The organism is Granulicella aggregans, from assembly GCF_025685565.1.
Taxonomy (GTDB): Bacteria; Acidobacteriota; Terriglobia; order Terriglobales; family Acidobacteriaceae; genus Edaphobacter; species Edaphobacter aggregans_B.
Window position 1 is genome coordinate 115,499 of record NZ_JAGSYE010000003.1, and the last position, 20,184, is coordinate 135,682.

At 60.8% G+C, this 20,184-nt stretch carries 15 protein-coding genes; 4 read left to right on the plus strand and 11 right to left on the minus strand.

What is annotated here, in order from left to right:
• Positions 1 to 239 precede the first annotated feature (239 nt).
• On the plus strand, positions 240 to 968 hold the full coding sequence (locus OHL18_RS15875) for an energy transducer TonB (protein WP_263375859.1): 729 nt from the start codon (positions 240 to 242) through the stop codon (positions 966 to 968).
• Here OHL18_RS15875 and OHL18_RS15880 read toward each other — a convergent pair.
• The 4 genes from OHL18_RS15880 to OHL18_RS15895 form a co-directional block, all read right to left on the minus strand.
• Positions 952 to 1,959 carry a VTT domain-containing protein gene (locus OHL18_RS15880; protein ID WP_317890507.1) on the minus strand — a complete coding sequence of 336 codons (1,008 nt, stop codon included), beginning with the start codon at positions 1,957 to 1,959 and terminating at the stop codon, positions 952 to 954. The two genes, OHL18_RS15875 and OHL18_RS15880, sit on opposite strands and share 17 nt — an antisense overlap.
• A gap of 205 nt (positions 1,960 to 2,164) precedes the next feature.
• On the minus strand, positions 2,165 to 2,758 hold the full coding sequence (locus OHL18_RS15885; protein WP_263375861.1) for a Dps family protein: 594 nt from the start codon (positions 2,756 to 2,758) through the stop codon (positions 2,165 to 2,167).
• 97 nt (positions 2,759 to 2,855) lie between these two features.
• On the minus strand, positions 2,856 to 4,118 hold the full coding sequence (locus tag OHL18_RS15890; protein WP_263375862.1) for an HlyD family secretion protein: 1,263 nt from the start codon (positions 4,116 to 4,118) through the stop codon (positions 2,856 to 2,858).
• Entirely contained in the window at positions 4,115 to 5,653 is a 1,539-nt protein-coding gene (locus tag OHL18_RS15895; protein ID WP_263375863.1) for a TolC family protein, read from the minus strand. The genes OHL18_RS15890 and OHL18_RS15895 overlap by 4 nt, the downstream gene beginning before the upstream one ends.
• Before the next feature lie 275 nt (positions 5,654 to 5,928).
• On the opposite strand from OHL18_RS15895, the gene xylB reads away from it, so the two are divergent.
• Entirely contained in the window at positions 5,929 to 7,401 is a 1,473-nt protein-coding gene (gene xylB, locus OHL18_RS15900) for a xylulokinase (RefSeq protein ID WP_263375864.1), read from the plus strand.
• 130 nt (positions 7,402 to 7,531) lie between these two features.
• On the opposite strand, the gene OHL18_RS15905 is transcribed toward xylB, so the two are convergent.
• The 3 genes from OHL18_RS15905 to OHL18_RS15915 all read right to left on the minus strand — a co-directional run bounded on the left by OHL18_RS15905 (position 7,532) and on the right by OHL18_RS15915 (position 10,899).
• Positions 7,532 to 9,427, minus strand: coding sequence for an ABC transporter ATP-binding protein (locus OHL18_RS15905; RefSeq protein WP_263375865.1), 1,896 nt, complete (start codon positions 9,425 to 9,427; stop codon positions 7,532 to 7,534).
• An 85-nt stretch (positions 9,428 to 9,512) separates the two neighbouring features.
• The gene (locus OHL18_RS15910) at positions 9,513 to 9,899 is read right to left on the minus strand and encodes a hypothetical protein (RefSeq protein WP_263375866.1); all 387 of its coding nucleotides are present in this window, start codon (positions 9,897 to 9,899) and stop codon (positions 9,513 to 9,515) included.
• Between the two features lie 94 nt (positions 9,900 to 9,993).
• Positions 9,994 to 10,899, minus strand: a complete 906-nt coding sequence (locus OHL18_RS15915) for an SCO family protein (RefSeq protein ID WP_263375867.1) — start codon at positions 10,897 to 10,899, stop codon at positions 9,994 to 9,996.
• Positions 10,900 to 11,091: 192 nt separating this feature from the next.
• On the opposite strand from OHL18_RS15915, the gene OHL18_RS15920 reads away from it, so the two are divergent.
• Together OHL18_RS15920 and OHL18_RS15925 are read left to right on the plus strand one after the other, a co-directional pair.
• Positions 11,092 to 13,821 carry a PD-(D/E)XK nuclease family protein gene (locus OHL18_RS15920; RefSeq protein ID WP_263375868.1) on the plus strand — a complete coding sequence of 910 codons (2,730 nt, stop codon included), beginning with the start codon at positions 11,092 to 11,094 and terminating at the stop codon, positions 13,819 to 13,821.
• Positions 13,814 to 17,425 (plus strand): UvrD-helicase domain-containing protein, encoded by a 3,612-nt coding sequence (locus OHL18_RS15925; protein ID WP_263375869.1) that lies wholly within the window; start codon positions 13,814 to 13,816, stop codon positions 17,423 to 17,425. Before OHL18_RS15920 ends, OHL18_RS15925 begins: the two co-directional genes overlap by 8 nt.
• Before the next feature lie 4 nt (positions 17,426 to 17,429).
• On the opposite strand, the gene OHL18_RS15930 is transcribed toward OHL18_RS15925, so the two are convergent.
• Genes OHL18_RS15930 through pstA form a run of 4 tightly spaced genes read right to left on the minus strand, consistent with a single transcriptional unit; the run spans position 17,430 to position 20,182 of the window.
• A complete protein-coding gene (locus tag OHL18_RS15930; protein ID WP_263375870.1) occupies positions 17,430 to 17,798 on the minus strand; it encodes a hypothetical protein in 369 nt (122 codons plus the stop codon).
• A 43-nt stretch (positions 17,799 to 17,841) separates the two neighbouring features.
• A complete protein-coding gene (phoU, locus tag OHL18_RS15935) occupies positions 17,842 to 18,504 on the minus strand; it encodes a phosphate signaling complex protein PhoU (protein ID WP_184213024.1) in 663 nt (220 codons plus the stop codon).
• Positions 18,504 to 19,262: a phosphate ABC transporter ATP-binding protein PstB gene (gene pstB, locus OHL18_RS15940; RefSeq protein ID WP_184213026.1), complete on the minus strand. Its 759-nt coding sequence runs from the start codon at positions 19,260 to 19,262 to the stop codon at positions 18,504 to 18,506. Before pstB ends, phoU begins: the two co-directional genes overlap by 1 nt.
• On the minus strand, positions 19,262 to 20,182 hold the full coding sequence (gene pstA, locus OHL18_RS15945) for a phosphate ABC transporter permease PstA (RefSeq protein WP_263375871.1): 921 nt from the start codon (positions 20,180 to 20,182) through the stop codon (positions 19,262 to 19,264). The genes pstB and pstA overlap by 1 nt, the downstream gene beginning before the upstream one ends.
• Between the last annotated feature and the right edge of the window lie 2 nt (positions 20,183 to 20,184).

Here is a 20,184-nt window from a genome sequence, read left to right on the forward strand (position 1 = left end):
CATCCGCGTCTTCGCCCGCACAGCGGACACAACGGCAGCTTTCAAGCCCGACCAATAAAATCCTTGTCATCCTTCGCGCAGCGGAGGATCTGCTTCCGCACTTGCTGTTGCCCGTTTTCTGTGCGGCAACACATTCGGGAACCATCCACACTCCGTAGGTGTCTAACTCAACAACGGACGCCTTCTCGCAGAGGCGCACCTGATCCGAACTGATAGCAGTTTTCTGGAGAGGTGCCTCAATGTTTGAAGACAGTCTCATGGAGTCGCAGAACCGTCTCTCGTCGCCCAATCAGCGCTGGACGACGATCGTCTCTCTCACGCTGCAATGCTCTCTTGTCGCAGCCGTCATCGCGCTACCCCTGCTGCATCCAGACGTCCTCACCTTCCACACCGACGCGCCCACCATCACTCTGCCACTCAAGCCGCCGATGCCTCGCGTCCCGCACTTCGAACCAACGCACTCTGCGAACACACCATCCACACCAGCCGCACTGCCAGCTTCAGGAACTCCGCTCCCCAATCTGCGCAATCTCGGGCCAATCAACTCGAACGCAGAGGATATCCCGCCATCCACGAACATCGGCAGCATGACGGGTCCAAGCGACCTGCCCGGCAGCATCGGCACATCTCCGGCAGGCGCGGGCAACAGAGTCACACTAGCCCCTGCATCGGCCACTGGTCCGCTCCACATCTCGCGCGGAGTCCTCGCCGGCCTGTTGCTCGCTCCCATCAGGCCGGTGTATCCGCCCATAGCTATCAGCACAAGAACTGAGGGAGTTGTCGTCATCGAGGCGATCATCTCGAAGTCCGGACGTATCGAAAGCGCCCACGCCACCAGCGGACCGGAGCTTCTCCGCAACGCGGCGCTCGAGGCTATCCGAAACGCCCGCTACTCGCCTTATCTGTTGAATGGACAACCGACGGAGGTCGAGACCACCATCACGGTCAACTTCAAGCTGGCTGGTTGACGTGGTTCTCAGGCTCTCCGAGAGCGATCTGCACCAGCGAAGGCGCCTCCGCTGGTGCAGCCTCATCGACATAGTCGATCAGCGGGAACCCTGCCACCTTCCACCCGTCGAAGCCTCCGCGTAGCGGACGCACCCGATTGATTCCCATCCGGTGCAACTGCATTGCGACCTTCGCGCTCGTCTCCTCGCTCGGACAGGTGCAGTACAGGATGATGTCCCGGTCACGAGGAATCCGGTCGCTGTGCAGCGCCAACTCTGTCGGGCCTACGCGCACCGCTCCCGGCAGCACCCGTGGATCAGGCAGATAATCCAGCGGATGGCGAAGATCGACGATGAACGGGGCGGGTTCGCCCAGCTTCGCAGCTTCGTCGATCATCTCCATCAGCTCCTCAGGCTCCAGTCGCATTCTCTTCACGTTTGCTATGAAGCGTTGCTGCTTCACAACTCGGGCGGTGAAGAAGCCGATCACCATCACGACGAACAGAACCCCCGCAAAGTGGCCCAGCATATGAAGAAACGGCGCGCTCTTCTTGGCGATGTCCCCGAAGAACCGGCCAGCCAGGAGGTAAGCCTCGGCCCAGATAATCGATCCCGCAAGGTCGTAGATCAGGAAGCGTCCGAAGGGCATACCCGTCTGCCCGGCGATTGGAGCGGCGACGGTCGAGAGTCCCGGAACGAACTTTGCAAACAACAGCGTCACCGGCCCGCGCTTCGTAAAGTAGCCTTCGGTCTTCGTGACACAGGTAGAAGCCTCGAGCGAAAACCGGCAAAGCAGCTTCAAGACGCGGTTGCCGTAGCTTCGGCCCAGCATGTACCACATGCTGTCGGAGATGACGCATGCAGCCAGAACGCAGAGCAATGCAACGAATGCGCTCAGTTTATGGGTTGCAGAGAGGGTTCCTGCCGTCAACAGAAGAGGAATGCTCGGAATTGGTACGCCGAACTGCTCCACCAGCACCCATACGAAGAGGATGAGGTAAGCGTATTTCACGAATAATCCGAGCGCGATGGGCATGGCCTGATAACCAGTAGATGTCTCACTTTACCGCTTCGATTCGGCAACGTAAATGCCAAAGCAAAAGGGCCGGAGGATTTGCCCCTCCGGCCCTTAACTTTGCCCTTGTCATCCTTTGACTATCCGCTTGTCATCCTTCGACGAAGTCGGAAGATCTGCTTTCGCTTTAAGCTAACGCCAGCTACTTCAAGATGAGAGGCATCTCGACCAGGTGCTGGCCGATAAACCACGATTGCAACTCGTTCGCCCGCAAAATGTCACTGACGACCATGTCGTTCGTGCCATCGTCTCCTGCGTCGTCGGCTGCCTCGGCGATGTCGTGGCACTCCTGCATGATGTGCTTGTGTGCCTCCAGCAGACGGGAGATCTGGACGGGAACTTCCTCTCGGCCTGTCGGGGGAGCCGGAATGTGCGAAAGTCTGGCCACATCGCCGCCCATCGCGATGCTCACACCACCCAGCACCTGAATCCGCTCCGCGATCGTGTCAACAAGTTCCACCTGTTCGTCAAAGTGCTTGTCGAACAGCAGATGCAGCTGATAGAAAGTTGGGCCCGAGACCTGCCAGTGATGCTTCTTGTACATATCCCGCAGCGTGATGGAGTCCGCGAGAAGCTGGTTCAGCTTTCCCACCATATCCTGACGGACAGATGCCTTTAGAAAATGAGGCATGTCGACAATTACGGTGCCAAACTTCTGTATCTCATTTGCCTTTGCATGCCAGCGCGGCGCATCGTTCGCCGGAGCGGCCTTCGTTGCTTTGCTTCCCTTTGCCATTCCAAACACCTCTTTTGCGGTCAGATGCAAAGAGTCCGGAGGCGGTTTCCCGCGTCCGGACTCTTGTACTGCTCACTTATTAGGCGATGCTGACTGCTTACTTCACCGTCACAATCGGAGTTACCGAGAAACCGGGCCGCAGAGCATAGTCCCCGTTTTCCTTGTCAAGATTCGTGAAGTCGATCCGGACCGGAATCCGCTGGACCACCTTCACATAGTTGCCGGTCGCGTTCTCCGGCGGGAACAGGCTCAGCCGCGATCCGGTAGCTCCGCCAATCTGCGTCACCTTGCCTGAGAACTTGCGTCCTCCGAGAGCGTCGACCTCGAGCTTCACTTCCTGGCCGGGCTTCATCTTGTCGAGCTGCGTCTCCTTGAAGTTCGCCGTCACCCAGAGGTTAGTCACCGGAACCACCGTCAACAGATCCTGTCCGATGCTCACATTGACGCCCACATCGACGTTCTTCTTGCTCACGATACCCGCCACCGGCGCAACAATCTTGCAGTAGCTCAGGTTCAGCCGCGCCTGCTCCAGCTTCGCCTGCGCTTGCTTCACCGAAGCCAGCATCGACTCCGCGCGAGCCTCCTGAGCCTTCACCTGCTGCGGTCCGTTCTTCGCCGCCTGCTGCGCCTGGAACCGGGACTGCGCGACCTTCTGCTGCGCTTGGCGTACCGCCTCCTGCGCCGCAATCACGTCCGCTTGGGCACCCAGCACGGCTGCCGTATCCGCGTTCGCCGTAGCGACAGCCTGGTCGTACTGCTGCTTCGAGATGACGTCCTTCTGCACCAACGGCGTATATCGCTCCACGTCGAGCTGGGCCTTCAGCGCATTCGCCTTCGCCTCAACGACACGAGCGTCCGCAGCTTCCTTTTGCTTCTCCGCCTGCGCCACAGCAGCCGATGACGCCGTCACATCCGAACCCGACGTGTCGATTGTCGTCCGCGAACTCACGCTCGTGATCGGCACGTTCACATGCGCCTGCTCGTAGTCAGCCTCGGCGCTGGCAAGGTTCGCCTGCGCCTGGTCGAACGCGACCTGGTAGTCCTTCGGATCGATGTCCGCGATCGCCTGGCCCGCCTGCACCGTCTGGTTGTCCTGCACGTAGACCTTGATCACCTGGCCGGTCACGCGCGAACTCACCTCGTACAGATCGCCATCTACCTGGGCGTCGTCCGTATCCTCTGAAAACGTCGAGTGCCAGTAAAACAGCCCTCCGCCGATCACCAGAAGGATCAGCACCGCGATCACAATAAACTTGCGCCGCGACGACTTCTCCGGCGTCTCCGGGGGTGTCTGGTTCTGGTCTTTATTCTGATCCTGATTCTGATTCTGCGTTTGATTCTCTTGATCTGCCAAGGTCATTTCCCTCCGAGATAATCCTTGTAACTTGTCTGCGCCACACCCAGCGCACGTGCCAGTGAAAGCTTGGCGATATTGTGCTGGTAGAGCGCGCTGATGTATTGGTCGTTGGCCTGTTCGAACTGGCTCTGAGCCTGCGATACCGGCAAATTGTCCGAGATGCCTTCATGGAACCGCTGCTGCGCCTCGCTCAACGCCTCGGTCGCAAGGTCGACGTTCGACTTGGTCGCTTCAACCAGCTTCGCCGCCGCCTCGATATCCAGAATGCTCGAGCGAATATCCTGATTGACCTGCTGCACCTGGTCAGAGAGCTTGGCTTGCGCCTGCGTGTAAGCCGCGCCGGCAACCTGCTCGTCACCCTTCGTCTTCGCGATCTGCAGGATCGGGGCAGTCACCTCTCCGGTCGCCGAGTAGACGCCGTGCGAGTGCCCAAACGTCGTTCCCTGGTCGCCGAAGAAACCATTCACGTCCGCCGTAGGCAACTGCTGCTCCCACGCCGCCTTCTTCTGCGCTTCGGCCGCCTTCACCGACTCGTCAAGCGACTTCAGGTCCTTGCGGTTCTTCAATGCGGAGTCGAACGCCGTCTTCGGGTCAACGCGATCCAGCGCCGCATAGGGAGCCGAATCCGTCAGCGCAAACTTCTGATCAAGAGGCAGACCGATCGTCCGGGCCAGAGCCAGCTTGTCCTTTGCCAATTGGTTCTCGGTCGAGATCAAGCTCTGCTGCTCATTCTGGTAATCGACTTGAGCGCGGAGCACGTCGAGCTTCGGGCTGGTACCGGCATCGTGCGCGGCCACCGCCTGGTCGAGCGACACCTTCGACGTCGCCAGCTCCGCCTTCACCGCTTCCACCCGCGCCGCATCGGCGACGCAAAGCAGGTAGGCATTGCCAACCGTCAGCACGACCATGTCCCGAGCATCTTCCGCGGAATACTTCGCGCTTTTGAAGTTGTGCTTGGCTTGCAGGTAGCTCTGCAATGCAGGCAGATTGAACAGCGTCTGCGAGAGAGACGCCTGAAAGTCCTCAACCTGGAACGGTCCAACGATCTGCTTCAACCCGGGAAACTTGATGCCGTACGCGGCAAGATTGACCTGCTCGACAGTGTAGCTGCCCGTACCTGTCACTGTTGGCAGAAGTGCCTGCAGCTGTTCCAAACGCTGCCCATTCGCATTCAGCGTCGAGGAGTTCTGGAGGATGATGCCAAGGTTCGTCCGCAGGCCACGCTGCATCGCGTCATCCAGAGTCAGGTCGATTACGCCGTCCGTCGCAACCCCGCTGACGACGCTTCCCTTGAAGGAATCCGAGCTCACTTGGCCGCCCGATCCGCTAGAGCCCGACACGCTTCCCGTCGTCAACTGTTGCTGCGCCTGGTTCACCTGCGCCGTGTTCAGTCCGGAGGAACCCGAAGTCGAACCCGGACCGCCTGCCGCCTGTCCGTATGCGGTGACCCCGGATACCAACACTGCCAGAAGGCCCAAAGTCGCACTCTTCACGGCGAGCGGCGCTCGCGCCACTTCTACATTTCTTGTTAAACCCATATTCGGTATCGTAACCTGCACTCGCTGCTTCAAGTCTGAGGACCTGAATCTTCCGTACATTACCGGCCCACCAGGCAACCGGCCGCTGCCGGACCATCGTTCCAGATCGTCAATACTCGATTCGATGCAGTTAAGGTGCGCGAGTGTGCAAAAAAGACGATCCCTCGTTGGACAAGTCTCCCAAACCGCACCCAGCCCCGGAATCCTCTTCGCCCCCTGTCCTTATCTAAACGATTTACTATTGGCATTCAGAATTTCTCAGGGAGAAGTTGGTCATGTTACTGGGCATTGACGTTGGCACCGGCGGCACTCGTGCCGTCTTGATTGATCGGGCGGGCGCGGTCGTCGCCTCCCACAGCACCGAGCACGCCCCCATCCACTCCGAACACATCGGCTGGGCCGAGCAGCACCCCGAAGACTGGTGGCGCGCCGCCAAGTCGGCCATCGCCGGAGCCATCGCAGCATCAGGCAATTCAGGATCGGCCATCGAAGCCGTCGGCCTCACCGGACAGATGCACGGCTGCGTCATGCTCGACGCCAGCGGCAGCGTGATTCGCCCCGCACTCATCTGGTGCGACCAGCGCACCCAGCCCCAGTGCGATTGGCTCACCGAGACCATCGGCTACGCCCGACTCATCGAGCTCACCGCCAACCCAGCGCTTCCCAACTTCACCCTGACGAAACTCCTATGGGTCCGCGAGCACGACCCCGAGAGCTTTACGAAGATCGCCCACGTCTTCTGCCCCAAGGACTACATCCGCTACAAGCTCACGGGCGAGTTCGCGATGGACATGCAGGAGGCCTCAGGCACACTGCTTCTTGATGTTGCCCATCGCCGCTGGTCGGAGGAGGTCGCAGGCATCGCGGGCATTCCTATGTCCTGGCTGCCTCCACTCTTCGAAGGCCCCGAGATCTGCGCCCGCATCTCAGACGCTGGCGCAAGCACAACCGGTCTCGCGGCTGGAACTCCGGTCGCGGCAGGAGCAGGCGATCAGGGAGCGGGAGCGGTCGGCATGGGCATCCTGAAGCCCGGCTCCGTCTCCGCAACCATCGGCACTTCGGGCGTCGTCTTTGCGTCGACCGACAAGCCCACCATGGACCGTCTCGGCCGCCTGCACACCTTCTGCCATGCCGCCCCAGGCCTCTGGCACGTCATGGGTGTGACAAATGGAGCTGGACTCAGCTTGCGCTACTTCCGCGACACCTTCGCTCCCGATGCCAGCTACGACGAACTGTCGGCGCAGGCCGCAGCGATCGCGCCCGGCAGCGACGGCCTCTTCTGGACACCGTACCTCTTTGGCGAGCGCACCCCACACCTAGATGCGACCGCACGCGCGGCGTTCGTCGGCATCACCGCCTCGACAACACGGGCGCACTTCGTCCGCGCCGTCCTCGAAGGCGTAGCCTTCAGCCTGAAGGACACGTTCACCCTGTTTTCAGAACTCGGCATCCCGGTGACTGCTATCCGCCTCGGCGGCGGTGGAGCGCGCGGCCCACTCTGGCGTCAGATCCAGGCGGATGTCTATGGCCATCCCGTCGACCTGCTCGAAGCCGAAGAAGGTGGCGCCTTCGGTGCTGCTCTGCTAGCCGGAACCGGCATCGGCATCTGGCCCTCGGTCGAAGCCGCGTGCGAAGCCACCATCCGCATCGCACAGACCATCCAGCCAAAGTCGGCTGAAGCCATGCAGGCGGCCTATGCTGAGTACATCAAAATCTACCCCGCGCTGAAGGATATCGGAAGGGCTTAAGGCTCGCTACGCGCGGGGCGGTCACTTCGTGACTTTTGTACCGCTTCGCGTATCCCTCCGTTGGTCGGCACAGAATCTATTCTCGCGACCATCGGGAGCACCACGCGAAGCCCAATACCGCACGAAGTGCCTAAGCCGTGACCGCTTCGACCTTATCGCCCTCGCCCGGCGCAAGAAACAGATTCGCCTCCAGTCCATGCTGCCTCGTGTAAAGGTCGTAGTAGCGGCCACCGAGCTTGTACAACTCATCGTGCGTTCCGCGCTCGAGAATCTTCCCCTGCTCAATCACCAGAATCTGATCCGCCTTACGAATCGTCGATAGCCGGTGGGCGATCACGAACGTCGTCCTTCCCTGCATCAGGAAGTTCAGGCCATTTTGAATCATCGCCTCCGACTCCGAGTCCAGCGAACTCGTCGCCTCATCCAGAATCAAGATCCGCGGATCGGCGAGGATCGCACGCGCAATCGAGATCCTCTGCCGCTGTCCGCCAGAGAGCTTCACGCCGCGCTCTCCAACGATCGTCTCGTAAGCCTCCGGAAACCGCTCCGCGAACTCATCCACGCGGGCGATCCGGCAAGCCTGCATTAATTGCTCATGGGTCGCGCTCGGACGGCTGAAGAGCACGTTTTCGCGGATCGTCCCGTCGAACAAGAACGTCTCCTGCAGCACCACACCAAGCTGTTCGCGATAGCTGCTCAGCCGGATCGTCGCCAGGTCGACTCCATCGACAAGAATCGCCCCGCCGGTCGCCGTGTGGAACCCGCAGATCAGGCTGATGATCGTCGACTTGCCCGATCCAGACGAACCTACCAGCGCGGTCACCGTTCCAGGCTTCGAATCGAAGCTGATCCCATGCAGTACCGGCTTGTCCTTCTCATACTCGAAGAAGACGTTGTCGAACGCGACATCGCCCTTGATCTCCGGCAACGCAACTTTGCGCCGAGGCTCGCTGTCCTCCTGCATCTCGTTCATGATCTCGGTCGTCCGATCGAGACCAGCCAGCGCTTCGGTCAACTGCGTGCCGATCGAGACCAGCTGCACAATCGGCGCAATCATAAAGGCCAGCAGCATCGTGTACTCGACGTAATCGCCGACACTCAACCGTCCTGCGACATGCTCGTGTGCGCCGAGATACATAATCAGGCCGCCCACCACACCCAGCACCATCGTCGAAGACAGTGTCATTAACGACTGCGCCGTCAGCGAGCTGATGACGTTCTCCAGAAGCCGCGTCACGCCCTTCGCGAAGACGTTCGCCTCGCTCTCTTCGGCATGATATCCCTTCACCACGCGCACGCCGCCGAGCGACTCGGTAAGCCGTCCCGTCACCTCAGCGTTGATCTTCGCGCGCTCGCGGAAGATCGGTCGAATCGTCTTGAACGCCCGCTGCAGGATCAGGCCGAAGACCAGCAGGATGACGAACGTCAGCAGCGTCATCCGAGGATTGATCTTGATCAGAATGGCGAACGCGATAACTGCGGTCAGAATGCCGCCCGCAAAGTCGAGCAGCCCCGTTCCCACCAGGTTTCGCACGCCTTCAACATCCGTCATGATGCGTGCAACCAGCGTTCCCGTGCGGTTCTCGTCGTAGAACGCTACCGGAAGCCTTCCGATGTGCTGCTGAACCTGTTTGCGTAGATCGGAGATCAGCCGCTGGCCTTCGGTCGAGAGCAACTGCGTCAGTGAATACGAACTCACGCCCTGCAGGAACGTCGCCGCGGCAACACAGCCAATGATCAATGGCAGCTTCCCCATCTGGCCGCCGTACATCACGTTGTTGATCAGGTACTTTGCCGATACCGGGAGCACAAAGCTGCAAAGCCGGTTCACCAGCATCAGCAGAAAGCTACCTGCGATCAGCCAGATCCTTGGCTTCACCAGCTTCCAGACCTCGGGCATCACTTTCTTCAACGGCGGCTTGGGCCGCTTCGCCGAAAGCTCCGCAACCGTCGCCCGCCCCGCGCCACGCAAAGGTTTATCGCCGCTGGGCATCCCTGAGCCCCCAAGTTTTGTGCTCGTAGACATATGAACTGATTCTACGCCGGGGCGGAGGAGCGTTATCGGTTGTACGTTCTACGTTGTACGAAAAACGTACATCCTACAACGTCCCTCAGACGAGCCGCGCCCGCCGAGCCGCGATAAACGACCGCACGCAGAGCAGCACATAAATGAGGCAGATCGTCCCCATAATAGCTTGCACCTTCGCCGCATCCGGTGCCACGCCACTGCTCTGCCCGACTGCCATCTTGATCACACCGATCAGCCCCGGAATCGTCCCCAGAAATCCGAGCAGCCCCACCGTCACGGCGATGTGCATGAACAGCATCCGCTTCTTCGCCACCGGCGTATTCGCCAGCGCACCGAAGATCACCAACAGTAGCCCAAAGGCTCCGGGGATCAGCGAATGAATTCCATGCGAGTGCTGCCCCAACTGCGTATAAGCCACGGCACTCAACAAGATCAGCAAAACACCAAACCCAATCGTCAACTTCGCCATTACCTTAAACTCCTATCAAATCCGTTGCATTGAAACTCTGTACCCCATTCATCGCAGCACTATCGCGATGAGTGGGACCGCCACAATCGTCCGCTCAAGCAGCCGCGCTCTTCACAGCCGCAATCATCTCGCCAGTCACCCAGTCATTCGTCGGATACCACGCGATCACCTTGCCGTCCTTCCCAATCAGCACCGTCGATAGCGAGTGCGTCAGCGCCTTCCCATCCGGCGTCACGCCCACATCGAAGAACTGCGTCATCTCCGCCAACTCCTTCACCGGAGGCGCGGCGAAGTCCCAGTGCGCAAACTTCTCCTTCGTATAATTCCCCGTGTACGCTCCACCATAACTCTTCAACACAGCAGGCGTGTCATACGCAGGATCAAAGCTCACGCTCAGCAGATGCGTCTTCTCATACAGCGCGGCATCACCCTGCAGCGCCTTGTCGATCTCCGCGAAGTTCCGGCTCATCCTCGGGCAGAAATCCGCCAGCGTGCAGCGTGTGTAGATAAACGTCATCAGCACAACCTTGCCCTTGAACTGGTCGAGATAGATCGTCTTTCCGCTCTGGTTCAGCAACGCAAAGTTCGGCACCTGGTCGCCCGCCGCTGGAACATGAAACTGAATCGCCGGCTTATAGTCCGGCTTCGACTGCGCGACCACAACGATGTTCGTCAGCCGCGCATTCTTGTAGCCGCCCGCCGGGTCGGCATCGATCTGATCGACCAGCACGTCCGCCGTGATCTTGTCGCCCGGATGCAGCTCGCTCATGATGCTCGGATCAGCCAGCTTGTAGGGCATGATCATCGCGTCCATGAATCCGGGAACAGCTTCGTGATCCAACGTGATCTTCCCAGCCGAGACATCCGTTGCGAGCACCTTGCCCCGAATCTTGAAGGTCTTCGTTATCCCGGAAGACGCAGGCGCGACCGGCGCATCCTTCTTGCAACCAGAGACCCACGTCATCGCCAGAGCCAGCAGCGCAAACCCCAGAACACTCATCACCCGAAAGCGCCGCACATCCAAACGCCCAACACCAATACGCATGCTTCGATGATAGTGCCTTCCCCACTCCAAAGCTCAACCTGAGACGAGTCCTCAAAATGGCATTGCACGGGATCAAAGATGCGATCGAGCAGTCGCCTCCAGAGTCCATGCCAGGTTCTCCACCTCGCCTCAGCGTATAAACGAAAGATGGAGCCTCGCAGCAGCCTTCCGCCAAAGATTCTTGAGATCCTTGAGCGCGGTGGCACCCTCCTGACCGGCAACCAGCGCGCGGCCCGCACACTTCAGCAGGCCTTCGACCGCGACTGTCGCGACCGTGGCCTTCCGCACTGGCAGCCACCTGCAATCTTTGCCTGGGAGACGTGGACTACCAATCTCTGGCATCAGCGCCTCATCTCCGGCACAGCCAGTCGGATTCTCCTCAACACTTCGCAGGAGTTCCACATCTGGCGTTCCATCGTTGCCTCTGATCCACGCCATACCAGCCTACAGAAGATCGATTCCCTCGCAGAGATGGCCGCGCAGGCATGGAAGCTGCTCTGCGCCTATCGCGGACAGTCTCGCCTAGGCCAACTCGGGGTCAGCCAGGACACCCGAACCTTCCAGCGTTGGACGCAGGCCTTTATCCACCGCTGTGAGTCGGACCTTTACCTGTCGCCTTCAGAGCTGGATGCCGCGCTTGCATCCTCCCGTCGCCACCTGCCCGCCGACGACCTTCTGCTGATCGGCTTCGATCGATTCACTCCCTCGCAAGCGGCCCTCATCGCCGCGCTTCGGGAAGCAGGAAGCACTATCGCGGAGTTACAGGCAGCGCCACCAGCCGAGCAGCGGCTTCTCGCTGGGTCGGAGACAGTCGATGCTGAACTTCTGGACGTAGCAACCCGCATCCGCCAGTCTCTCGAAGCTAAGCCCAACGACCGCGTAGCCGTCATCCATCCCGACATCGCCTCTGCGCGTGGCGAGATCGACCGCATCTTCCGCCACGTCTTAGCTCCCGAACTCGAGAGCATCACCAACCTCGCTGCCGGCCCCTACGAGTTCTCGCTCGGCCAGCCCCTCGCTCAGGCACCGATGGTCGCTAGCGCCCTCTCGATCCTGCGCCTGGCAACGCGACCTCTCAGCGTCTCCGATCTCAGCCGCCTTCTTCTCTCGCCATGGTTCACACCGGCAAGCGAGCTCCACCTTCGCGCCGAGTTCGACGCCCAGGTCATCCGCTCCTCTACGCTCCTGCATCCGCAACTGAGCTTGAGCGATCTCCTCCGCGCTTCCGGCCACCGTCACTACAAAGAGCGCCTCAGCAACCTCCTCCGCCAGCTCCACTCGCTCCAACGAGCAGCCGAGCGGCTCGTCCCGGAGTCCGCTGTCCAGAAGCCCTTCGCCGATTGGGCCGACGGCATCCGCGAGATACTCCGCGACGCTGGCTGGTCCACATTCATTCGCGAGACCAGCACCGAATTCCAGACCCGCAGGAAGTGGGAGTCGGCGCTCGACGAGTTCGCCACGCTCGACTTCGAAGGCACTCGGCCCAACTTTGCCGAAGCGCTAGGCCATCTGGAAAGCATCCTCGACCGCACCCTCTTCGCGCCTGAATCCCGCGATGCTCCCATCCAGATCATGAGTCCGCAAGAGGCCGCCGGTTCGCACTTCGACGCCATCTTCTTCCTAGGCTGCAGCGACCTCTCCTGGCCGCCGTCGACAGGCACGAATCCCCTGCTTGGCTGGAGGTTGCAGCGCGATCTCGGCATGCCGGGCAGCGATCCAGCCCTGGACCGCGCCCATGCCAGCGCCATCACCCAGCGGCTGATCGCCTCAGCTAGCACCATCACCTTCAGCTACGCCCGCCAGACGGAGGACTCGCACCAGTGGCCATCCCCGCTGCTCGCTGGCTTGAATCTTCAACCCGCCGAACCTCTTCCGAGTGAGTCACCAGCAGCCCAGATGATCCTCGAAGAGATCACCGACTCAGCCAGCATCCCAATCACCCACCCCAAGGTTCGCGGCGGCTCTTCCGTTCTCAAGAATCAGGCAGCCTGCGCCTTTCGCGCCTTCGCCGAGGGCCGCCTCGCCTCGACGCCGCTCAAGTCCCAAACCGCCGGCCTCGATGCCGGCGAGCGCGGCAGCCTCGTCCACGCCACCATGGCAAAGCTATGGGGAGACCTCGGCAGCCAGGCCGCGCTTCGCGCACTCACGCTGGACGAGCGCCGCGCGTTGCTCGATAGCGCGATCACCCACGCCCTGCATCGCGTCTCGGAGAGCCACGGCTCGGCCGCCCCGGCATGGGACTCGGCCTACCTCGCCATCCAGCGCACCAGAATCCACCGGCTCGTCGGCTCCTGGCTGGAGATGGAGCTAGAACGCTCTCCCTTCAAGATCAAGTCACTCGAACAAAACTTTGACAATGTCTCCTTTGGCCCGCTGGAGTTGGACATTCGCGTCGATCGCATCGACACCCTACTCGACCAGGACGCCAACCCCGCGGGCGACATCCTCCTCGACTACAAGACGGGCGACGCCAAACCCGCGCATTGGCAGGGCGATCGCCCCGACGATCCCCAACTCCCCCTCTACGCCGCCATCTCCGATCCCGGAACGCTGGCAGGCGTCGGCTTCATCAGCCTTCGCCCCGGCAAGGCCATGGGTCTGACCGGCTACGCCGACGAAGATGAAGTCCTCCTCAAACGAGCGAAGTTCGATGCCAACTCGCTTGAAGATCAGATCGAACTCTGGCGCAACGTCCTGATCACCCTCGCCGACAGCTTCGCCGCCGGAGATGCCACCGTGGGCCCCAAGATCTATCCAACCACCTGCAAGTACTGCGCCCAGCGCATCCTGTGCCGCGTCGATCCCGCCGTCCTCGCCTCACGCCTCGACGACGAGGACGCCGACGACGAAGCCGCGACCGGTGAGAGCTATGGCTGAGATCCTCTCCATCACAGAAAACCACGCCGCCGCGCCTCAACTCCCCGACGCCGCCGAGCGCGAGCGCGCCCTCGACATCCACAGCTCCTGGATCGTCGAAGCTCCGGCTGGCTCCGGCAAGACTGGCCTGCTCATCCAGCGCTATCTGAAACTCCTCGCCGATGAGTCCGTCACCTCGCCCGAACAGATTCTCGCCATCACCTTCACCCGCAAGGCGACCGCGGAGATGCGCGAGCGTGTCCTCTCGCAGCTCCGAGCTGCTTCAACCGACGACGAACCCGCAAATACCTTCGACCGCGAGACACGCCCCATGGCCCTCGCAGCGCTGGGCCGCGATCGCGACCTCAACTGGTCGCTCGTCGATCAGCCACATCGCCTCCGCATCCGCACCATCGATTCCGTCTGCTCAGAGATCGCCAACTCGCTTCCAGTCCTCTCCGGCACCGGAGGCCACCGGAATGTGGTCGAAGACGCCGAGGAGCTCTACGCCATCGCAGCCCACCGGACGTTCCTCCAGCTTGGCGGCTCGGACGCGTCGCTGAACGAGGCGCTTCGCGAGGTCCTGCTCCACCGCGACGGTGACCTCGCCGACTGCGAACGCCTGCTAGCCTCCATGCTGAGGATGCGCGATCAGTGGGGCTCTCTGGTTCCGCTCGCCGCTCGCGAGCTGGACAACGCCTATCTCGATTCGACAGTTCTGCCCAAGCTCGAACGCGCTCTCGAAGACGCAATCTGCTCGGAGCTAACCAGGGTCACAAAGCTCTTCCCCCCGCATCTATTGCGCGAACTGGCCCTCGCCGCCGCGTCGATGGCACACCTCGCCGGACACAAAGGTTCGACATCGCCGATCTCGATCTGCGCGAATAAGACTCTCTCGCCCACCGAACGCGCCGAAGATCTAGAACACTGGCGCGCCCTGATCCACCTGCTGCTTACCGGAAGCAAAGACTGGCGGAAGGTCTTCCATCCGCACATCGTCAAGTTCGAACTATCCAAGGCCGAACAGGCAAGTCTCAAGGCGCTCATCACCGAGCTTCAAGGTAACGACGACCTTCACGCCGCACTCTGCGATCTCGACAATCTACCCCCCGCAAAGTACCCGCGAGAGCAGTGGGTCATCGCCCGAGAACTCTTCCGCGTCCTGAAACACGCCATGGTCGAGCTCCAATTCGTCTTCGCCGAACGATCCGAGTGCGACTACGCTGAGATCGCGCTTGCGGCCCGTACCGCTCTCCTGGCTGAAGACGGCCCCGGCGATCTCGAGGCCGCGCTCGGTCTCAGCATCCAGCACATCCTCGTCGACGAGATGCAGGACACCTCCAGCTCGCAGTACGAGTTGATCCAGATGCTCACCGCCCACTTCGACGGCCACAGCCAGACGGCCTTCCTCGTCGGCGACCCCAAGCAGTCCATCTATCTCTTCCGCCAGGCCCGCGTAGAACGCTTCCTCTATGCCATGTCCAGCGAAGAGTTGGGAGATCTTCCGCTCGGCCTGCTGCGCCTCACCGCCAACTTCCGCTCGCAGTCGGCTCTGGTGGGCCACTTCAACGACGACTTCGAACAGATCTTCCCCGCAACCTCGAAGGAAGACGCAAGCGAAGTCACCTTCGTCTCCGCATCCGCGATGCGGTCTCCAAACTCCCAGGCCGAAGCCCGCGTCTGGCACGCCAATCCCCTGCCCTATCTTCCGAAGGCGGAAGCCTCCGAAGCTCAAAAGATCCAGCGCAGGCAGAGTGCAGTGGCGATTCGCGAGATCATCGAACGCTGGCGTGCCCGCCCCTTGCCGGAGAACCGCACGCTGCGCGAAGGCCAGCCCGAGCCGTGGAAGATCGCCGTCCTCGTCCGCGCGCGTCCCCATCTCGAAGACATCGTCGCCGTCCTGAAGGATGAATCGCTCGGCCCTGCCATCCCTTATCGCGCCGTCAACATCGATCCCCTGAAAGAACGCCCCGAGGTGCAGGACCTCTTCGCCCTCACCCGCGCGCTTCTTCATCCCGCAGACCGCACCGCCTGGCTCGCCGTGCTGCGTGCGCCGTGGTCTGGATTCACTCTGGCGGAACTGCACATCCTCACCGGCTCGGATGATCCGCAGTTCTCCCACCGCACGCTGCAATCGCTCATCACGGAACGCGGCGACCTGCTTCCTCCCGAAGCCATACAACGACTCGAACGCATCTGGCCCATCCTCGAATCCGCATCTGCTCTCGGCCTTCGCGCCCCGTTCTCGCAGACCCTCGAGCGCACCTGGCGCTCTCTTGGCGGCGACACCTATCTTGACGCCTCCGCGCTGGCGAACGCCCTCAGCTACCTGTATCTCCTCGACGCTCTCGAACAGGAGCGCGGCGAGATCAACTCCGCCGCGCTCGAAGCCCGTCTCGACAAGCTCTACGCCACTCCCTCGCTCGATCCCACCGCCGTCGAACTCATCACCATCCACAAAGCGAAGGGCCTCGAGTGGGATGTCGTCATCGTCCCCGCACTCGAGCGCGGCAGCGGCAACAATCGCAGCCAGTTGCTCTCATGGGTCGAACTCGACTCCAACACGGCAGCGCAGGGAGACGAAGCGGCACACTTCCTCCTCGCACCCATTGCCACCAAAGGCGGTGACTCCGAACAGCTCAACAAATGGATAGCCAGCATCCACAAGGCGCGTCAGGCCGACGAAGAGAAGCGGCTCTTCTATGTGGCCTGCACGCGCGCCCGCGAAGAACTTCACCTCTTCGCCTCACCATGCCTCCTGAAGAGTGGCGAGATCGAGCGCAAGTCCGGGACACTCCTCAAGGCCGCATGGCCCGCCGCTGCAGCCGCCTTTGCCAATGTTGGTTCTATCTCCAAGCTCGTCCCGTTCCCTGCAACCGAAGACTCGGGCCTCGAGATCGCAGCCAGCGCGCCGTTATCCGAACAGACCCGCAGGCCACAGCCCGCAAAGCTCTTTCGCCTGCCGCTCGACTTTAATCCCGCGTCACGTCTCGCCAACTCCCATCCGCTCTCCTATGGAGAACGGGAACAACCGCCCTCGCTTCCCTTCCAACGCCCGGAAGGCTCCGTCGCCTCTCGTGCCTTCGGCAACGCCGTTCATGCCTTCCTCGAAGTGCTTACCGAACAACTTGCCACGGGCACCTCCGCAGCCAATCTCATCGCCGCGCTCCCGAGTTGGAGCTCTCGCATCGCGGCAATCCTTCGCTCCGAAGGCCTGCCGCCCGCCATGATCGAGCGCCTGGCGCAACGCGTACTCCATGCTCTCGTGTCCACGCTAAAAGATCCCGTCGGCCTCTGGCTGCTCTCGCCCCACGCCGGCTCGGCGACCGAATACGCCCTCACCGCATGGGCCGATCAACGGAAGAACATCCGCATCGACCGCATCTTTCAAGACGGTGCTGAACCACAGACCCCCGGCTCGGATCACCTCTGGATCGTCGACTACAAGACAACCACCCACGGTGCAGAAGGTCTCGACGCCTTCCTCACATCACAGCGAGAGACCTACGCTCCCCAACTGGAAGCCTACGCCGCCGTCCTTCGCAAAACAGAAGGCGAGCCCGCAATCCGGCTCGCCCTCTACTATCCATTGCTTTCAAAGTTGATCTGGTGGTCGCTCGAATAAACACCTAAGTTGTCATCGCACGCTGATAAACAGTGGTGGCAGTTGCTTCGAACGCGGGGCTTGCCATCAACCGTTCATACCAATCAGGCACGGCCAACGAAAACTTAGCGGCCAGTGTGCTGCTTACCTCTTCGAAGTTTTGCGCGCTCTCGGAAACTTCAATTTGGATCATGCTATCGCTGAAGACCAGCCGCACATCGTCAACAATAAGACAGTCCTTCTTATATGCGACGATGAAGGCCAAGTCCTTCCAGGCGATGAATACTTCGGACTGATCGAAGCTCTGGTAAATACCATTCTCGTCCAGCCTCGCAACCAAAGGATCTTTCGCCCTTGGTTGCAGACTCTTCCGAATGCGCTCGACCCATTTCATCACTAGAATGTTATTGCTACGAGAACGCAATCGCCAAAAGCTCTTACTCGACATTCGCGATATGCCGCACATCCGCGCCGCGCACCCAGAAGATCACATCTTCCGCGATGTTCGTCGCATGGTCCCCGACACGTTCAAGATTCCGGGAGATGATCAGCGCATTCAGGCTCTGCGGCGTAAGCTCCGGCCGCTCCTTGATCAGCGAACTCAGCGAATAAAACGCAGCATCGTTCATCTCATCCACTTCGTCGTCCATCTTCAGCACCGACTGCGCAAGATCCGCATCCGCCTCGATAAACGCCTGCAGCGACTTCCGCACCATCGCCGACGACAGCGAAGCCAGCTTCGGGATATCTACCGGCAGATCGAAGTTCGCGAACGCGCCCATCTCGCGCACCCGCACCGCTATATTGACCGCCTGATCGCCCACGCGTTCGAGATCGGCATTGATCCGGATCACGGAGAGAATGAAGCGGAGATCGACGGCCATCGGCTGCTCCATGGCAAGCAGGTCTAGCGCCATCTGGTCGATCTCGCGCTCCAAGCGGTTGATCGAAGGCTCGGCGCGAAAGACGAGTTCGCAGATGCTCAGATCGCGCGTGCTGTACGCCTCGATAGACCGCTGGATCGCCTGCTCGGCCATCCCCGCCATCACCAGCAGTTTCTCTTTCAGATCGTCTAGATTTTGATGAAAACGGACGCGCATCAGCCGAACCTCCCGGTGATGTAGTCCTCCGTCCGCTTGTCGCGCGGGTTGGTAAAGATCTTGTGCGTCGAGTCGAACTCCACCATCTTGCCGTTCAAAAAGAAGCCTGTATTCTCCGCCACACGCGCCGCCTGCTGCATGTTGTGTGTGACGATCACAATCGTGTACTGGCTCTTCAACTGGAAGATTAAATCTTCGATCTTCGAGGTCGAGACCGGGTCGAGAGCCGATGCCGGCTCGTCCATCAACAGGACTTCAGGATCAACTGCGAGAGCACGGGCGATGCAGAGCCGCTGCTGCTGTCCGCCCGAAAGGCTGGCGCCGGACTTCTTCTTCAGGTCGTCCTTGACCTCTTCCCAAAGCGCCGCGGCCTTCAACGAGCGCTCGCAGGTCTCGTCGAGCACCTTGCGATTGCGAAAGCCATTCAGCTTCAACCCGCTCACCACGTTGTCGTAGATCGACATCGTCGGAAACGGATTGGGCCGCTGGAAGACCATGCCGATGCGGCGGCGAATCTCGACCGGCGAAGCGTCCTTGTAGATGTCCACATCGCCCATCTTCACCAGGCCCGTCGCACGCGCGATAGGATTCGTCTCGTGCATGCGGTTCAGGCAACGAACGAATGTGGACTTACCGCAGCCTGAAGGTCCAATCAGCGCGGTCGCGTGGTTCGCCGGAATGTGGACGTCGATGTCCTGCAGCGTGTGCGTCGTTCCATACCAGGCGTTCAGATGCTCCACTTGAATGCCAACTCCCACTAGCTACCTCCCTTGAGTACGCCGCGGTTGGCAAATATCCGGACAAGCGTTACCGAAACCATAATCAACATGATCAGAACCAGCGATCCGGCCCATGCCAGACGATGCCACTCGTCATAGGGTCCGGTCGCGTAGATATAAATCTGCAGGGGCAGCGCAGCGATGGGCTGAGTAAGACTCAGGCTCCAGAACTGGTTGCCGAACGCCGTAAACAGCAGCGGAGCTGTCTCGCCCGCGACGCGCGCAAACGCCAGCATGCAGCCCGTGATGATGCCCGGCGAAGCCGTCCGCAGGCTGACCGAGATCGCCGTCCGCCACTTCGGCACGCCGAGACCCAGCGCCGCTTCGCGAATCGCGTGGGGCACGGTCATCAGCATCTCTTCCGTGGTCCGCGTAATCGTCGGCACCATCATGATCGCCAGAGCGACGCCGCCCGCGAAGGCAGAGAAGTGTTTCTGCTGCATCACGATCAACGAGTAGATAGAGATGCCCATCACGATCGACGGAACGCCGTTGAGTACGTCCGCCGTGAAGCGAACGGCATCCGCAAGCACCTTGCCGCGGCCAAACTCCGCCAGATAAACGCCCGCTGCAATACCCACCGGAATTCCCATCAGGCTCGCCAGTGAGAGAATGACGCCCGACCCAACGATCGAGTTCGCCATGCCGCCGCCGTCTTCACCCACGGGCTTTGGAATCTGCGTGAAGAACGCGAAGTTCAGCGAACTTGCGCCCTTGTAAATCAGGTAGCCGAGGATCAGCAACAGCGGCGTAATGACAACGACCGTGCTCAGGATCGCGAGCCCGGTAATGAGGTTGTTCATCGTCGCGCGGCGAAACTGATCCAGCTTCATCCGCCTTGTGTTGAAGTTGGTCGGCTCGCGCATCGCGGGGGTCGGTGTCACAGGTTTTGTGCTCATGG